A 15,371-nucleotide genomic window follows, 5' to 3' on the forward strand; every position below is an offset into this window, starting at 1 on the left:
GAGTGGTCACTCGCTGGGAACACTCTCGGTGAGTCTGTCGATCGGTAGAGCGATGACGGGGGTCATTGTGCGCAAAGGTGCGATAGCTGTGGGGGCCGTGGTGACGGTCGCCCTCGTGGCCGGTTGCAAGGCGCAGGCCGTCGACGCTGACGGGAAGGCGCAGCCGGTCCGGATCTCTCCCACGAAGACGGACGCGGGTGGTGGCGGTGGCGGACATGACGGGCCGTCCGAGAAACCGGGACCGGAGCGGGCCTCGACCCCGAAAGCGCCACCGAAGGCACCGCCGAAAACCCTGATGGCCCCGGGCCAGCGCGGTGACCAGGTGCGGGAGCTGCAGGCCAGGCTCCGTGAGGTCGAGTGGCTCTACGAGGACCCCTCGGGGACGTACGGCTCGGCCACGACCACCGCGGTCAGGGGGTTCCAGGAGAAGCGCGGGCTGCCCGTCACGGGCACGACCGACACGGTCACCTGGCAGCGGCTGCTCGGCATGACGCACAAGCCCACGAAGTACGAGCTCTACTCCGGGGGCGGCATCCCGGCGTCGAAGCCCGCCAAGGCCTGTCTGACCGGTCGGGTCCTGTGCATCAGCAAGGAGAGCCGCACGCTGACCTGGATGATCGACGGCAGGACCGTCTCGACGATGGACGTGCGCTTCGGCTCGCAGGGCACGCCCACCCGCGAGGGCACGTTCACCGTCTACTGGAAGTCCCGCCACCACGTCTCGACGCTGTACGACTCGTCCATGCCGTACGCGTTGTTCTTCAGCGGCGGCCAGGCCGTGCACTACTCGACGGACTTCGCGGCGACCGGCTACAACGGCGCTTCGCACGGCTGCGTGAACGTCAGGGACGAACAGAAGATCGCGAGCCTGTACGCGCAGGTGAGGAAGGGCGACAAGGTCGTCGTCTACAAGTGATTAATCAGCGTGGGCGGGATCGGGGGAACGTCTCCCGCCCACGCTGGTGGCACTGAGCCAAAGGTACGGGGGGAACCCCTGGCTCGTGCGCGGGCCGATGACCAGTCGGCTCACTTCTTACTGCGTCACCGCCTCGAAAAACGTCACACCCACGCTGACCGGGGTCTTTGACCAGCTCAGGAGCGGGTCAGGAGCAGCTCAGGAGCAGGCGAGAGGCGGGTCAGGAGCCGGGCAGTACGGGCTGTGCGCTGTAGGAGGCGGTGGGGGTCGGCGCCGGGCGCGGGACCGTGGGCGCGACGATCGGCGGGACGGGCTTGCTGCCGCCGTTGCCCCAGTGGTCGTTGCCGCCGCCGGGTGATCCGTCGCCGTCGCCCTTGTCGCCGTCACCGCCCTTGTCGCCCTTGTCGCCGTCGGCGCCTTTGTCGCCGTCACCGTTGCCGCCGCTGCCGCCGCCGTTGTTTTCGCGGTCGCTGCCCGATCCGTCCAGGACGCGACCGCAGAACTCGGTCACCCGCTGCGATCCCTTGGCCGCCTCCTCCAGGCGGCGCCTCTTCTCGCCCTGGAGTTCTCCGCTGCGGTAGTCGCGGCAGGCGGAGACGACCTTGCGGTACCAGTCCTTCGCCTCGTCCTGGCGCTGCGGGTCACGGGAGCCGGGCTGCTCGGTGCCCGCGGCGCCGCCCTTGGACGCGCCCGCGGAGTCCCCGGTCTTCCGCGGCGGGGCGCTGCTGCCGGGCTCGCGCGTGGGGTCCTCGGGGGTGGTCGTCACGTCGTCGGGCTCGATGTCCGGGGTGTTGCCCGCCCCCTTCGACGGGGACGCGAGCGGCTCGGGCGAGGCGACGGAGGACGCGGAGGCCCCGGGGCCCGGCTGGTCCCGGTCGCCGAACGGCGAGGGCAGCACGCCCGTACCGGCCGCGAAGGCGACCCCGCCGATCATGCAGCCGGCGAGCACGGCGGCGAGGCCGTAGCGCAGGGGGCGGGCCCAGCGTGCGGGGGGCGGCGGCGCGGCGGAGCGACCGATCCGTACGGTTTCGCCCGCTCCAACGCGCGTAGACGCCGCCCGGGGGCCACGGGCCTCCCGGAACGCGGCGAGCGCGGCGGCCTCACCAGGGAGTTCGGCGGAGATGTCGGCGGGTACGACGGACCCCGCTCGGTCGTCGGCGGCCAGCGCGGCCAGCGCCTCGGCCAGCTGTGCGGCCTGTTCCTGGGTGTGAAGGTCGGTGCCGTCGATGGACTCACCGCTCAGCAAACGCTCCGCCGCGTCGCGGTCCAGCCACCTGTAGTCCTCGTCGGCCATCACATGTCCTTCTGCGCCCGCGAACGCGAATGCGTCACACCGGCGGATGTCACCGCGCGCCCGCGCCGCTCCCTCTGGGGCGGTACGGCGTCCAGCGCGCCTTCGCTCGGCGGGCCCTCCGCGCCGAGCAGTTCGGCGAGCCGCTTCAGGCCGCGGTGAGCGGCGGTGCGGACCGCGCCGGGGCGCTTGCCGAGGGTCTGGGCGGCGCTCTTGGCGTCGAGGCCGACGACGACCCGGAGCACGACCGCTTCCGCCTGGTCCTGCGGGAGCTGGGCTATCAGGGCGAGGGCGTCGCCGGTGGCGAGGGACTCCATCGCCTCGTCGGCCGTGTCCGCCTCGCCGGGCTTTCCGGTCAGCTCGGTCTCGTCGCCGCCTATCGCCGGGCGGCGGCCCCGCATGCGTATGTGGTCGAGGGCGCGGTTGCGCGCTATGCGTGCGGCCCAGCCGCGGAACCGGTCCGCGTCGCCGCTGAACCGGTCGAGGTCACGGGCTATCTGCAGCCAGGCCTCGGACGCGACGTCCTCGGCGTCCGGATCTCCGACCAGTGTCCGTACGTAGCCGAGCAGCCGCGGGTGCACGGCGCGGTACACAGTCCGGAACGCGGTCTCGTCCCCGTCCTGCGCCGCAAGCACCGCGGCGGTCAGTTCCGCGTCGTCCCCCAGCAAAACTTCTCCCTATGCGCCTACACCGGTTGCGGTCCTGCCCCCGCAGCCTGGCGCGAAGCAGCACGCTACGGGCTGAAGTGGGCTCACGTCCATGTTTGGTACAACGTGCAACTAGCGCGTGACAGTACGCGGTGTGACAGAAAACGCACGCGCGGCGCTGAAGGGAGTACGGGCCGCGTGCGGTCCGTCCGCGTGACGGCCGGGGTCTCTCCTGTGGGGGGTGGCGACCCCGGCCGCTCACCTTGGCGGGGGCCCGGCAGTCGGACTCCGCGGCTCCGCCACCCCGGGTTTTGCTCCTCGGCCCCATCTAACTGAACGTCGCGCAGTTCCCCGCGTCCCTATGGGGCGCCCCCTCAGGCGCTCCAGTCGTCGCCGGGGCGGGTGGGTGGGGGGAGCTTCGTCTCGTCGCGGGCCGAGCGGAATGCCGCGAGGGCCCGGCGCTGGGCCTCCGCGTCGACTCGATCGGCGCGAATCGCCTCCGCCAAGAGCCTGGCGAGGGCATCGGCAGCCGCCACCCCCGGCCCCCTCATCCCGCACCGCCCAGCCGCCGGGCAAGACGCCGAAGTCCGCGGTAGGCGGCGGTCCGTACAGCCCCCGGCCGCTTGCCGAGGACCCGCGCGGCGGCCGGGGCGTCGAGGCCGACCACGACCCGCAGGAGCACCGCCTCCGCCTGGTCCCGCGGCAGCCCGGCGATCAGCGCGAGCGCCTCGCCCGTGGAGATCGCCTCCAGCGCCTGCTCCGAGGTGCTGTGCGGTCCGGGGAGATCGAGCATGTCCTGGTCGAGGGCGGACGGGCGCGGCCTGACCTTCTGGCGCCGCAGATGGTCGAGGGCCCGGTGGCGCGCGATGGTCGCCGTCCAGCCGCGGAAGCCGGCGCCGTCACCACGGAACCGCCCCAGATCACGGGCGATCTCCAGCCAGGCCTCGGCCGCGATGTCCTCCGCGGTCTCCCCGTCGTGGCCGACCAGGCCCCGCAGATATCCGACGAGCCCCGGCTGCACCAGGCGGTACGCGACCGCGAAGGCCGCCTCGTCGCCCTCCTGCGCCCGCGCGACCGCGGCGCCGAGCTCCTCGTCCCGCGCCCGTGCGCGACGGGGTTCCCCTCCTCGACCCACGCTTTCCCATCCGTACCGACGCGACACAGCTCACCGTGTCCGTGCCCCCACGCTGAGCTGCGCCAGAGCCGACAGAAATGTCACAGGTGGCCGTCACGGATGCGGACGGCGTCTCAGACCTCGAACAGCGAGCCGCCACCCGGGCCCATGCCGAGCGCTTCGATGTCGAGGACCAGGGACGGGTCGGGGGCGCGCGCGACGACCGGCTTGTCGTAGTCGGACATCCGCATCTCCATCACCTCGTCACCACGCTCCTGCGTCATGCCGACGATGTACGGCTTGTCGCCCGTCGCCAGATAGGCCGTCATCTCGTGCCCGCTGTCCGTCGCGGCGAGCGGCGTGACCTTCTCGCCGTGCCACTGCCTGTCCGGCAGCGCGCGGGCACCCTCCATGTCGGCGTCCGGCCCCGAGCCGCCGAGCCGGCCGAACGCCTTGTCGAGATCGCACATCTTCGTCGGTGAGCCCGCCCCCGAACGCCCGCTCCCCTTCGGCAGCTTCATGTACTTGCCGCGGGCGAGATCCGTCCGCTCCCTGGCCGTGGCCGCGATCCGCGGGCCACGTTCCACGGCGGCGTCACGGATCGCGTCGAGCGACGCGTCCGAGAACCGTACGTACGTCTCGCCGCCGCCGAGCATGACCAACTCGCCCTGCTGCATGGGCCCCGAGTCGAAGGTGCCCGTGCAGTTGCTCCGGCGGTCCATGTGCACGGAGACCTCCTGGTGGCCCTTGGGGCTGGTCATCTCGACCCCGATGCGCACGGAGTCGGCGTTCTTGAGGAGCTCCATGGCCTCGCGTGCGAGCCGCCCGCCCCGCACCTCGTCGGCGGGGGCCGAAGGCTCCGCGGGCGTTCGCTCGACCAGTCCCTCGTACACCTTTCCCTCGGCGCCGCAGGCCGCGAGTGCCCCCATCGCGAGACAGCAGGCGACTCCCCGCACCCACCGGCGTCTCTTCCCCACCCCTGAAACCACGGCCCCCACCCAACTCCTCGTTCACACCTGTCAGCTGACTCAGCGCAATGATCCGTCCACCTGTCACACCCCTGGAGTGCGGGATACGTCACGTCACATTTCACCCGCCCCCGTACAACCGTTTGATCCTTCGGGCAGTCGTACGCACTCGCTTTGGTCAACCGGGTCAAGCGGCAATTTCGTTGAGGGGTGGGGCATTTGAGCCCGCGCAAACCGCGCGAAGCAGCGCGAAGCACGCACGCGTACAGACCACTGAGTCTCAAGCGCCGGGCGTGGCTGACGATCGGGGCCGTCGTGCTTGGGGGCGCGGGGGCCGTCACGTACGCGATGGCGGATCCCTCGGACGGAGACCGGCCCGGCGACGTGTCTCGCGACAAGCGCCCGGTGAGCGTGCACGACATCGCGCTGAAGGCGGACGGCGCCAAGGAGAGGGAGCTGCCGCGCACGTCGACGGAGCAGTTCTCGCTGCTCGGTGTCTCGTGGACCGGTGTGACGAAGGAGCTCGACGGCACGGCGCAGGTCCGCACGCGTTCCGTCGAGAGCGACAAGTGGACCGGCTGGCAGCACCTGGACCTGGAGCTGCACCTGCCCGAGAAGGCCGAGGCGGGCATGCGTGCCGCGTCCGAGCCGCTGTGGGTGGGCCCCTCGGACGGCGTGGAGGTCCGGGTGGTCGCGGCGGACGGCACCGCGAGTGCCGCGCTGCCCAAGGGACTTGAGGTCAACCTCGTGGACCCGGGTGTGACGTCCAAGGAGGCGAACAACCCGGCGCTCGACGGTTCGGCGATGGCGCCGGTGGCGTTCGCGGCGGACGAGACCGTGCCGCCGACGCCGGAGCCGGAGCCGAGCGAGCCCGCCTCGCCCGCCCCGACGGACGCACCCACCGAAGCACCCACGGACGCCCCCTCCTCGCCGGCCCCTTCGGACCCCGGCACCGAGCCGCCCACGTCCCCCACCCCCTCGGGCTCTCCCTCCCCCGACCCGGAGCCCACGGTTCCGCCCGCTCCTCCCTCCACGGTCACCAAGCCGCCCATGATCGGCAGGGCGGGCTGGGGCGCGGACGAGTCGCAGGTCGAGGATCCGCCGGAGTACATCGAGAAGGTCAAGGCGGTCTTCGTCCACCACACGGTGGGCACCAACGACTACAGCTGCGCCCAGTCGACGGCCCTGGTCCGCGGGATCATGACGTACCACGTGGAGACCGAGGGCTGGAACGACCTCGGGTACAACTTCCTCGTGGACAAGTGCGGCCAGGTCTTCGAGGGCCGTGGCGGCGGCACCGATCTGCCGGTGCGCGGCGCGCACACGTTCGGCTTCAACGGCGAGTCCGCGGGCATCGCGGTCCTCGGTGACTTCGAGGGCAACGAGAACCCGGCCCCCGGCGAGACGTACAAGAAGGCGGGCAAGCCGACCCGCGCCGCGCTGGAGTCGGTCTCCCGCGTCGCGGCCTGGAAGCTCGGCCAGTACGGAGGCGACCCGTCCGCCAAGGTCACGCTGACGGCGGCCGACGACACGGGCGTGTGGAAGAAGGGCGACACCCCCTCCCTCCACACGATCTCGGGCCACCGGGACGGCTTCGCGACCCTCTGCCCAGGCAAGAACCTGTACTCGAAGCTCGGTGAGATCCGCCGCTACGCGACGAGCGCGGGCCGCAACTCGGCGATCCCCACCTCCGACTTCAACCGCGACGGCATCACGGACCTGGTGGCGGGCACGCCCAAGGCGTCGGGCGGTGTGGGCAGCCTGACGATCGTCCCGGGCGGCCTCGACGGCCCGGTCAGCGGCTCCAAGAGGACCCTCACCCAGTCCAGCCCCGGTGTCCCCGGCGCCTCCGAGGCGGGCGACAACTGGGCCGCGGCCACGGCGTGGGGCGACATCAACGGCGACGGCCACGCGGACCTGGCGATCGGCGCCCCCGGCGAGGACGACACCACGAACAAGGACCGCGGCGCGGTCACGATCCTCTACGGCCCCGCCTTCGACACCGGCACGGACATGCAGTTGGGGGACGACTTCCACTACCCGGGCGCCAAGTTCGGCTCGGCCGTGGCGGTCGGCGACTTCAACGCCGACGGCAAGGCGGACGTCTTCTCGGCGTCCACCGGCACGGGCGGCACGTGGGCGGCCCGCTTCAAGGCGGGCCACGAGGTGGGCGGCGACCTCACGTCGGGCGACACGGCCATCTCGTACGCCGATGCCGCGTCCGGCGACTTCAACCGTGACGGGTACGCGGATGTGGCGCTGAACTACCGCGACCAGGCCGGAATCGGCAAGGTCCAGTGGTTCAAGGGCACCAAGTCGGGCCTGAGCAGGGTCGGTTCCCTCTCCGTCAAGGGCGGCCGCTCGCTGGCCGTGGGCGACGTGAACGGCAACGGCTACGACGACCTGGTCATCGGCCAGCCGTACACGGCGGAGTCCGGCGCGCACGCGGGCGGCCAGGTGACGGTGGTCCCCGGTACATCCACCGGCTTCACGACCACGGGTCTCAAGACGATCCACCAGGACACGTCCGGGGTCCCGGGCGCCGCCGAGTCGGGCGACGCGATGGGCTGGTCGGTCTCGGCGGGCGACTTCAACCTGGACGGTTACGCGGACGTCCTGACGGGCGCCCCGAACGAGGACATCACGCGGTCGGGTGCGGCGAAGAAGGACGCGGGCACGTCGCTGCTGCTGAAGGGCGCGTCATCCGGCCTGACGGGTACGGGCGCCCAGGCCTTCTCGCAGGACACGGAGGGCATCACGGGCTCCACGGAGTCGGCGGACCGCCTCGGCTCGTCGGTGGTCCTGTCGGACCTCTCGGGCTACGGCCGCGCGGACCTCGCCATCGGCGTGGACGGCGAGGACGAGGGCAACGGCACGCTCCTCCAGCTGGACACGGGCGCGTCAGGCGTCTCGACGTCGAGCGGGGTGTACTACGGGCGTACGCAGCTGGGTACTCCGGCGGGCGCGCACTTGGGCCAGACGCTGACGCCGTAAGAGGCGACTGCGGCGAGGGCACTGCAGAAAAATCCCGCGGACAGACCGGTTTCCACCGGCTTCCGCGGGATTTTTCCGCCCCTCCGACGACCTGCGGTCCGCAACCCCCGCTCAGACCCGGCTGCCCCGCTCCCGGCGTGACACCACGGCCCGCAGGACCCGGCGTCCCTCCGTCGACACGGCCAGTGCCTGCCGCAGGCCGCCGGCGCCCGCGCCCTGGTTGGCCAGCAGTTCCAGGATGCGGACCTGGCGCCTCAGCTCGGCGGCCACCAGGGGCGACATGCCCTCCGTACGCCCCGCGCTCCGCGCGCTCAGGGCCGACGCCCGGGCGCCCCCGTCGGGCCCGGTGTCGAGCAGTCGGTGGATCTGCAGTGCGGCCACGGAGCAGGCGTCGGCCCACTCGCGGAGTTCGGCCGCGGAACGCCGGGAGGGCATCGCGCCGAGCATGCGGTAGGCGAGGGTGCTCGCCTCGTCGGCCGAGGGGTCCTCCAGGACGTCCGCGCCGCCCAGCGTCACCCGTGCCTCCGCGAGCGCCGCGTCCCAGGCACCGCCTTCCGCGAGGCTTCCCCACAGCGGGCGCAGCACCTCGTCACCGCCGCCGAGCAGCGGCACACAACGGTCGAGGCAGGCGAGCCCGCTCGCCGCCAAGCCTCTGTCATCGGCTTCGGCAATCAGCTCGACCAGACTCGCGCCGCCCATGTCGTACGCCTCCCGTCGGGGACCATGCATGTCACCTACTGCGTGCGCGCCCTCGGTAACGTCACTGCGGCACCACGCCGAGCCGGTCCAGGAAGCGGAAGAAGAGCTCCTCGGCCGACGGTTCCGCGGCGGCGTTCAGCACGTCGAGCAGCGTGGCGGGCGCCACCGTCCTGCCCGACTCCGCCGCCCAGGTCACCGCACGGTCCGCCGCGTCGCGCGGTTCGAGGAAGTAGTCGTCCAGGCTCAGGCCGTCGTCGCCGAGGTACCCGGCCATCGCGTCGCGGGCCAGGCACGTCGTCCATACGCCGCTCTCCGGGGCCGCCGCCTCGACGACCACGCAGTCGCTGTCCATGACGTATCCGAAGAGGGCGGGCGAACCCGTCTCCAGGGCCAGGGTGTTCATGTTGCCGACGTCGCGGGTGCCGTCGCCGCCCGGCACCTCCCACACCTGCCAGCCGTCGTCCCGCTGGACGAGGAGGCTGAGCTCGTCCCGCACCCCGGCCACCGCCGAGAGCTCCACGAGCGGCCGCTCGCTTCTGCCCACGACGTAATAACCCCAGTAGCCCATGCCCGCGTCTCCCCGTGTACTCGACCCTGCTCGATTGCGCTCGCCGACCGCGCTCGCCGACCGCGCTCGTCTATGGGCCGAATACACCACAGACGTAGGCAAGTTCGCCACCAGAAGCAGAAAACGGATCTCGCCCGCCGATGGCGAGGGCTCAGCCGACCCGGTCGGCCAGTTTCACGAATTCCGCCCAGGACAGCTCCGGTTCGCGTGCGTCCCACAGCTTCTGGACCGTCGCCTTCAGCGGCATCCGGATGCCCTGCGCCACCTGCTCCTGCGTCTGCGAGCCGGCCAGGTCGCACCAGACCGCGAAGGAACCGCCGAGGATCTGGTCGTCGAACTTCGCGTCCACCGGCTTCGTCCCGCGGATCACCAGCGGGGTCCACTGCTCGTAGATCCGCTGCCCGGTCGGATAGCGGAAGTCGTTGGGCTGGCCGAGGACGTAGTAGAGGTACTCGACGTTGTAGTTGATCACCTTCCGGCCCTCCTTCAGATACTCGGCCGGCTCCCTCGCCCCGATCTCCTTGCCCGTCCAGTACGCGACGTCGATGTCGTCGTCGGCCTTCTCGACCCCGCCGCGGAAGAACCCGTCGTTCCACGCCCTGAGCCCGCGCTCGTAGGGGCGCATGGTCTCGGCCCGGTCGTTGAGCCAGCCGGTCGCGAGATCCTGGACGCGGGCGTCGGGCCCGTACTTGTCGCGCGCCGCGGCGGCCAGCTGCGGGTAGCTGGCCTCGGGGTCGGCGACGGTGAGGGCCGCGTACTCGTCGGCGCCGAGGTGCCAGTAGCGGCCGGGGAAGAGGTCCGCGTACTCCTCAAGGAGGTCGTCGACGATCTCGGCTGCCAGCGGCTTGGAGATGTCGACCGCGCCGCGCGCGGCGACGCCACGGGTGTCGCGGAGCTGGAGGGAGGGGTGCGCCTTGATGACCGTGCCGAGGTGGCCCGGTGAGTCGATCTCGGGCACGACGGTGATGTGCCGGCTCGCCGCCAGCTTGAGGATGCCGCGGACCTGCGCCTTGCTGAGGTGGTCGCCCGAGACGATCTCGGGGTGCGATTCGGACTCGATGCGGAAGGCCTGGTCGTCGGAGAAGTGCAGGCCGAGCTGGTTGTACTTGAGGTCGCCGAGCTCGCGGATGCGGTCCTCGATCCACTTCGCGTCGAAGTGCTTGCGCGCGATGTCGAGCATGAAGCCCCGCTGCGGCTTGGCTGGCTCGTCGCGTACGACGCCTTCGGGCGCGGTCCCGCCGCCGCGCACCTCCTGCTTCAGGGTGCGGGTCCCGTAGAAGACGCCCGCTTCCTCGGGCGCGGAGATCTTCACCCGCTGCCCCTTCACGGAGAGGGTGTACGACTCGTCCCTGCCCTCGGAGGCGTCGGCATCCCCCGGGGCGAGCACGAGCTCCACGTCGCCCTTGCGGGGGTCGGCGTCACCGGCGTACGAGAGCTTCAGCTCACCGGCGAGCAGCTTGGCCTCGTCGGCGAGATCTTCGTCACCGATGACCACGCGCCCGCCGCCCTCCGGTTTCCATCCGGGGCCGCGCGCCGCGCTGTGCTCGCGTACGGCGGGGATGGTGGCGGGGGCCTTGGAGAGGGGGTACGACTTCGTGGGCGAGGGGGACGGGGAGGCGGGAGCCTTGCTGTCGGACGGCGAGGCCGCGGGCGCGCCCCCGCCCCCACCACCGGGCCACACGGCCACGGCGAGCACGACGGCCCCGGTGACAAGCCCCGCGGAAACGAATGCGAAACGCCGCTGCTGCTTCACCGCTGACCGCCTCCAACTGCCGGGTGCACGGGTGGGTGGTCGGCGAGCTTGCGCCGCTCAGCGGCGGCGTACAGCACCCCCCACCCGCCGGCGGAGGCTGGACGAGCAGCGGGAGCGAGGCGAGCACGGGGAGCAAGACGAGCAGCACAGGCGGCAGTCATCCGGCCACGGTAAAACGACCCCCGCACCGGTACCGTCCACCACGCGAAGCGAAACTCTCCCATCCGGGTGAAATTCACGCATCCGTCAGACAGCCCCCATCAAGCCTCGCTAGCGTTACGACAAATCCCCCACACCTCCCTCGTCGCTGCCCCCTGCCCAGGAGCCCCCGCTGTCCCCGCACCGTTCGCAGAGCCCCGTCCCGGAGCAACTGAACACAGCCGAGCCCGGCACCGCCGAGACCGCGCTGCTCACCTGCTGCGGCAGCCACCTCTGGGCCCGCCGGCTGGTCGCCCACCGGCCGTACCCCGACCTGGAAGCGCTGCTCGCCGCGTCCGACGAGGCGGCGTACGACCTGCCGCCCGCGGACCTCGCCGAGGCCCTGGCCTGCGAACCTCTGCGTCCCGTCCTCCCCCGGCAGGGGACGTACACCGCGGCGCACACCGCACTGCGGGCCGCGCACGCGGCGTACGAAAGCCGGTTCGGTCACGTGTTCGTCATCTGCCTGGACGACGTCCCGCCGACCCAGGCCCTCGGTCATCTGCTCGCCGGAATCCGCGACCGCCTCACCAACGATCCGGAGGAGGAGCGGGTCATCGCGGCCGAGGAAATGCGGAAGCTGGCCCGCGGCCGACTCACCCGGCTCACGCACGACCTGAATAGCCCGTACGTGCCTGTTTGATTGCCTGTTTGATCACACCTGGCTACCCCGCGCGAGCGAACCGACAACTCGTCGATACGATGACGAGCGGCCGGTGGACCGTACCCGGCCGGGCCCGTCCGACCACCCAAGCCGGCTGGCCCCAATCCCCGCTCCCGGAGGGTTCTGCCGTGCCGGCTGGAACGCTGTACCGCGGCCGGGAAGGAATGTGGTCCTGGGTGGCTCACCGAGTCACCGGCGTCCTCATCTTCTTCTTCCTGTTCGTGCATGTGCTGGACACCGCTCTCGTCCGCGTCTCCCCGGAGGCGTACGACGATGTCGTCAGCACCTACAAGACGCCCCTCGTCGCACTCCTTGAGTACGGCCTGGTCGCCGCCATCCTCTTCCACGCGCTGAACGGCCTGCGTGTCATCGCCGTCGACTTCTGGTCGAAGGGCCCGCGCTTCCAGAAGCAGATGCTCTGGACCGTGATGGGCATCTGGATCGTCCTGATGGTGGGGGCGCTCTACCCGGTCCTCGGCCACGCCGTCCGCGAAGTCTTCGGGAGCTGACGCCAGATGTCCGACACCACGCTCGAGAAGTCCGGAGTGTCCGGAGTGGGTCCCGTCGAAGGCGCTTCGCTCTACGACGCCGACAACCCGGCCCCTCTCATCGAGGCGCCGCGCAAGCGCACCTCCAAGACCCCGCGCTCGACCCGCGGCAACTTCGAGATGGCCGCATGGCTCTTCATGCGCCTGTCCGGCGTCGTCCTCGTCGTCCTGGTCCTCGGTCACCTGCTGATCCAGCTGGTGCTCGACGGCGGCGTGAGCAAGATCGGCTTCGCGTTCGTCGCCGGCCGCTGGGCCTCGCCGTTCTGGCAGGTCTGGGACCTGCTGATGCTGTGGCTCGCGATGCTGCACGGGGCCAACGGCCTGCGCACGGTCATCAACGACTACGCGGAGCGCGCCAACACGCGCCTGTGGCTCAAGGGCCTGCTGTACACCGCCACGGTGTTCACCATCCTTCTGGGCACGCTGGTGATCTTCACCTTCGACCCGAACATCCGCTAAAGCCGAGGCGAACCCAGTGAAGATTCACAAGTACGACACTGTCATCGTCGGCGCCGGCGGCGCGGGCATGCGCGCGGCCATCGAGTCGACGAAGCGCAGCCGCACCGCGGTCCTGACGAAGCTCTACCCCACCCGCTCCCACACGGGCGCGGCGCAGGGCGGCATGGCCGCCGCGCTCGCCAACGTGGAGGAGGACAACTGGGAGTGGCACACCTTCGACACGATCAAGGGCGGCGACTACCTGGTCGACCAGGACGCCGCCGAGATCCTGGCGAAGGAGGCCATCGACGCGGTCCTCGACCTGGAGAGGATGGGCCTGCCCTTCGGCCGTACGCCCAAGGGTGAGATCGACCAGCGCCGTTTCGGCGGTCACTCCCGCAACCACGGCGAGGCCCCGGTCCGCCGCGCCTGCTACTCGGGCGACCGCACCGGCCACATGATCCTCCAGACGCTGTACCAGAACTGCATCAAGGAGGGCGTGGAGTTCTTCAACGAGTTCTACGTCCTCGACCAGCTCATCGTCGAGATCGACGGGGTCAAGAAGAGCGCGGGCGTCGTCGCGTACGAGCTGGCCACCGGCGAGATCCACATCTTCCAGGCGAAGGCCGTCATCTACGCCTCCGGCGGCACCGGCAAGTTCTTCAAGGTGACGTCGAACGCGCACACGCTGACGGGTGACGGCCAGGCGGCCTGCTACCGCCGCGGTCTGCCGCTGGAGGACATGGAGTTCTTCCAGTTCCACCCGACCGGCATCTGGCGCATGGGCATCCTTCTTACGGAAGGCGCCCGTGGTGAGGGCGGCATCCTCCGTAACAAGGACGGCGAGCGCTTCATGGAGAAGTACGCGCCGGTCATGAAGGACCTCGCGTCCCGTGACGTCGTCTCGCGCTCCATCTACACGGAGATCCGTGAGGGCCGCGGCTGCGGTCCCGAGGGCGACCACGTGTACCTGGACCTGACGCACCTCCCGCCGGAGCAGCTGGACGCGAAGCTCCCGGACATCACGGAGTTCGCGCGTACGTACCTCGGCATCGAGCCCTACACGGACCCGATCCCGATCCAGCCGACCGCGCACTACGCCATGGGCGGCATCCCGACGAACGTCGAGGGCGAGGTACTGGCCGACAACACGACGGTCGTCCCCGGTCTCTACGCGGCGGGCGAGGTGGCCTGCGTGTCGGTGCACGGCGCCAACCGTCTGGGCACCAACTCGCTCCTGGACATCAACGTCTTCGGCCGTCGCGCGGGTATCGCGGCGGCGGAGTACTCGGCGAAGAACGACTTCGTCGAGCTCCCGGAGAACGCCGAGGAGCTGGTCGTCGCCCAGGTCGAGCGCCTGCGTGACGCCACGGGCACCGAGCGGGTCGCCGAGCTCCGCAAGGAGCTGCAGGAGACCATGGACGCCAACGTCATGGTGTTCCGCACGGAGCAGACGATCAAGACGGCGGTGGAGAAGATCGCGGAGCTCCGCGAGCGCTACCTCAACGTCTCGATCCAGGACAAGGGCAAGCGTTTCAACACCGACCTCCTGGAGGCCATCGAGCTGGGCAACCTGCTCGACCTGGCCGAGGTCATGGCGCAGTCGGCCCTGGCCCGCAAGGAGTCGCGCGGCGGTCACTACCGCGAGGACTTCCCGAACCGCGACGACGTCAACTTCATGCGCCACACCATGGCGTACCGCGAGGTAGGCGACGACGGCACCGAGTCGATCCGACTCGACTACAAGCCGGTCGTGCAGACCCGCTACCAGCCGATGGAGCGTAAGTACTGATGGCAACCCCGACCCTCGACAAGGAAGACGCCAAGCCCGAGGCCGGCTTCGCCGACTCCCCGTACATCACGGTCACCTTCCGCATCCGCCGCTTCAACCCCGAGGTCTCGGCGGACGCGACGTGGGAAGACTTCGAGATCGAGATCGACCCGAAGGAGCGTGTCCTCGACGCCCTTCACAAGATCAAGTGGGACATGGACGGGTCGCTGACCTTCCGTCGCTCCTGCGCCCACGGCATCTGCGGCTCCGACGCCATGCGCATCAACGGCCGCAACCGCCTCGCCTGCAAGACCCTGATCAAGGACATCAACCCGTCCAAGCCGATCACGGTCGAGGCGATCAAGGGTCTGACGGTCCTGAAGGACCTGGTCGTCGACATGGAGCCGTTCTTCCAGGCGTACCGCGACGTCATGCCGTTCCTGGTCACGACCGGCAATGAGCCGACGCGCGAGCGCCTGCAGTCGGCGGAGGACCGCGAGCGCTTCGACGACACCACGAAGTGCATCCTGTGCGCCGCGTGCACGTCGTCGTGCCCGGTCTTCTGGAACGACGGCCAGTACTTCGGCCCGGCGGCGATCGTCAACGCGCACCGCTTCATCTTCGACTCGCGTGACGAGGCGGGCGAGCAGCGCCTGGAGATCCTCAACGACAAGGACGGCGTGTGGCGTTGCCGCACGACGTTCAACTGCACGGACGCGTGCCCGCGTGGCATCGAGGTCACGAAGGCAATCCAGGAAGTGAAGCGGGCGCTGATCACGCGTCGCTTCTGATTTCTTCTCCT

Annotated in this window: 15 protein-coding genes; 7 read left to right on the top strand and 8 right to left on the bottom strand. The window is 70.6% G+C overall.

Going from position 1 to position 15,371, the window contains the following annotated elements:
- Positions 1 to 52 precede the first annotated feature (52 nt).
- Positions 53 to 916, top strand: a complete 864-nt coding sequence (locus ACWD02_RS10795; RefSeq protein ID WP_451207267.1) for a L,D-transpeptidase family protein — start codon at positions 53 to 55, stop codon at positions 914 to 916.
- Between the two features lie 220 nt (positions 917 to 1,136).
- Here ACWD02_RS10795 and ACWD02_RS10800 read toward each other — a convergent pair whose 3' ends face one another.
- From ACWD02_RS10800 to ACWD02_RS10820, 5 genes are all read right to left on the bottom strand, one after another.
- Complete coding sequence (locus ACWD02_RS10800; RefSeq protein WP_451207269.1) at positions 1,137 to 2,210, bottom strand: hypothetical protein; 1,074 nt, start codon at positions 2,208 to 2,210, stop codon at positions 1,137 to 1,139.
- Positions 2,210 to 2,875, bottom strand: a complete 666-nt coding sequence (locus ACWD02_RS10805; protein ID WP_451207272.1) for an RNA polymerase sigma factor — start codon at positions 2,873 to 2,875, stop codon at positions 2,210 to 2,212. The genes ACWD02_RS10800 and ACWD02_RS10805 overlap by 1 nt, the downstream gene beginning before the upstream one ends.
- A 353-nt stretch (positions 2,876 to 3,228) precedes the next feature.
- Complete coding sequence (locus ACWD02_RS10810) at positions 3,229 to 3,390, bottom strand: hypothetical protein (RefSeq protein WP_451207275.1); 162 nt, start codon at positions 3,388 to 3,390, stop codon at positions 3,229 to 3,231.
- A gap of 11 nt (positions 3,391 to 3,401) precedes the next feature.
- Entirely contained in the window at positions 3,402 to 3,989 is a 588-nt protein-coding gene (locus ACWD02_RS10815; RefSeq protein WP_451207278.1) for an RNA polymerase sigma factor, read from the bottom strand.
- 113 nt (positions 3,990 to 4,102) lie between these two features.
- Complete coding sequence (locus ACWD02_RS10820) at positions 4,103 to 4,897, bottom strand: hypothetical protein (RefSeq protein ID WP_451207281.1); 795 nt, start codon at positions 4,895 to 4,897, stop codon at positions 4,103 to 4,105.
- A 387-nt stretch (positions 4,898 to 5,284) separates the two neighbouring features.
- On the opposite strand from ACWD02_RS10820, the gene ACWD02_RS10825 reads away from it, so the two are divergent.
- Complete coding sequence (locus tag ACWD02_RS10825; RefSeq protein ID WP_451207491.1) at positions 5,285 to 7,930, top strand: FG-GAP-like repeat-containing protein; 2,646 nt, start codon at positions 5,285 to 5,287, stop codon at positions 7,928 to 7,930.
- Between the two features lie 111 nt (positions 7,931 to 8,041).
- On the opposite strand, the gene ACWD02_RS10830 is transcribed toward ACWD02_RS10825, so the two are convergent.
- From ACWD02_RS10830 to ACWD02_RS10840, 3 genes are all read right to left on the bottom strand, one after another.
- Positions 8,042 to 8,659 (bottom strand): hypothetical protein, encoded by a 618-nt coding sequence (locus tag ACWD02_RS10830; RefSeq protein ID WP_451207284.1) that lies wholly within the window; start codon positions 8,657 to 8,659, stop codon positions 8,042 to 8,044.
- A 31-nt stretch (positions 8,660 to 8,690) separates the two neighbouring features.
- A complete protein-coding gene (locus ACWD02_RS10835; RefSeq protein ID WP_451207287.1) occupies positions 8,691 to 9,197 on the bottom strand; it encodes a hypothetical protein in 507 nt (168 codons plus the stop codon).
- 151 nt (positions 9,198 to 9,348) lie between these two features.
- Positions 9,349 to 10,950: a beta-N-acetylhexosaminidase gene (locus tag ACWD02_RS10840; protein ID WP_451207289.1), complete on the bottom strand. Its 1,602-nt coding sequence runs from the start codon at positions 10,948 to 10,950 to the stop codon at positions 9,349 to 9,351.
- A gap of 406 nt (positions 10,951 to 11,356) precedes the next feature.
- On the opposite strand from ACWD02_RS10840, the gene ACWD02_RS10845 reads away from it, so the two are divergent.
- From ACWD02_RS10845 to ACWD02_RS10865, 5 genes are all read left to right on the top strand, one after another.
- Positions 11,357 to 11,791, top strand: coding sequence for a 2-oxo-4-hydroxy-4-carboxy-5-ureidoimidazoline decarboxylase (locus ACWD02_RS10845; protein ID WP_451207493.1), 435 nt, complete (start codon positions 11,357 to 11,359; stop codon positions 11,789 to 11,791).
- Between the two features lie 149 nt (positions 11,792 to 11,940).
- Positions 11,941 to 12,321 carry a succinate dehydrogenase, cytochrome b556 subunit gene (gene sdhC, locus ACWD02_RS10850; protein ID WP_160506796.1) on the top strand — a complete coding sequence of 127 codons (381 nt, stop codon included), beginning with the start codon at positions 11,941 to 11,943 and terminating at the stop codon, positions 12,319 to 12,321.
- Between the two features lie 6 nt (positions 12,322 to 12,327).
- On the top strand, positions 12,328 to 12,819 hold the full coding sequence (locus tag ACWD02_RS10855) for a succinate dehydrogenase hydrophobic membrane anchor subunit (RefSeq protein ID WP_451207291.1): 492 nt from the start codon (positions 12,328 to 12,330) through the stop codon (positions 12,817 to 12,819).
- 16 nt (positions 12,820 to 12,835) lie between these two features.
- A complete protein-coding gene (gene sdhA / locus ACWD02_RS10860; RefSeq protein WP_451207294.1) occupies positions 12,836 to 14,590 on the top strand; it encodes a succinate dehydrogenase flavoprotein subunit in 1,755 nt (584 codons plus the stop codon).
- The gene (locus tag ACWD02_RS10865; protein WP_451207297.1) at positions 14,590 to 15,360 is read left to right on the top strand and encodes a succinate dehydrogenase iron-sulfur subunit; all 771 of its coding nucleotides are present in this window, start codon (positions 14,590 to 14,592) and stop codon (positions 15,358 to 15,360) included. The genes sdhA and ACWD02_RS10865 overlap by 1 nt, the downstream gene beginning before the upstream one ends.
- Positions 15,361 to 15,371 lie beyond the last annotated feature (11 nt).

This window comes from Streptomyces sp. NPDC002853 (genome assembly GCF_053591915.1).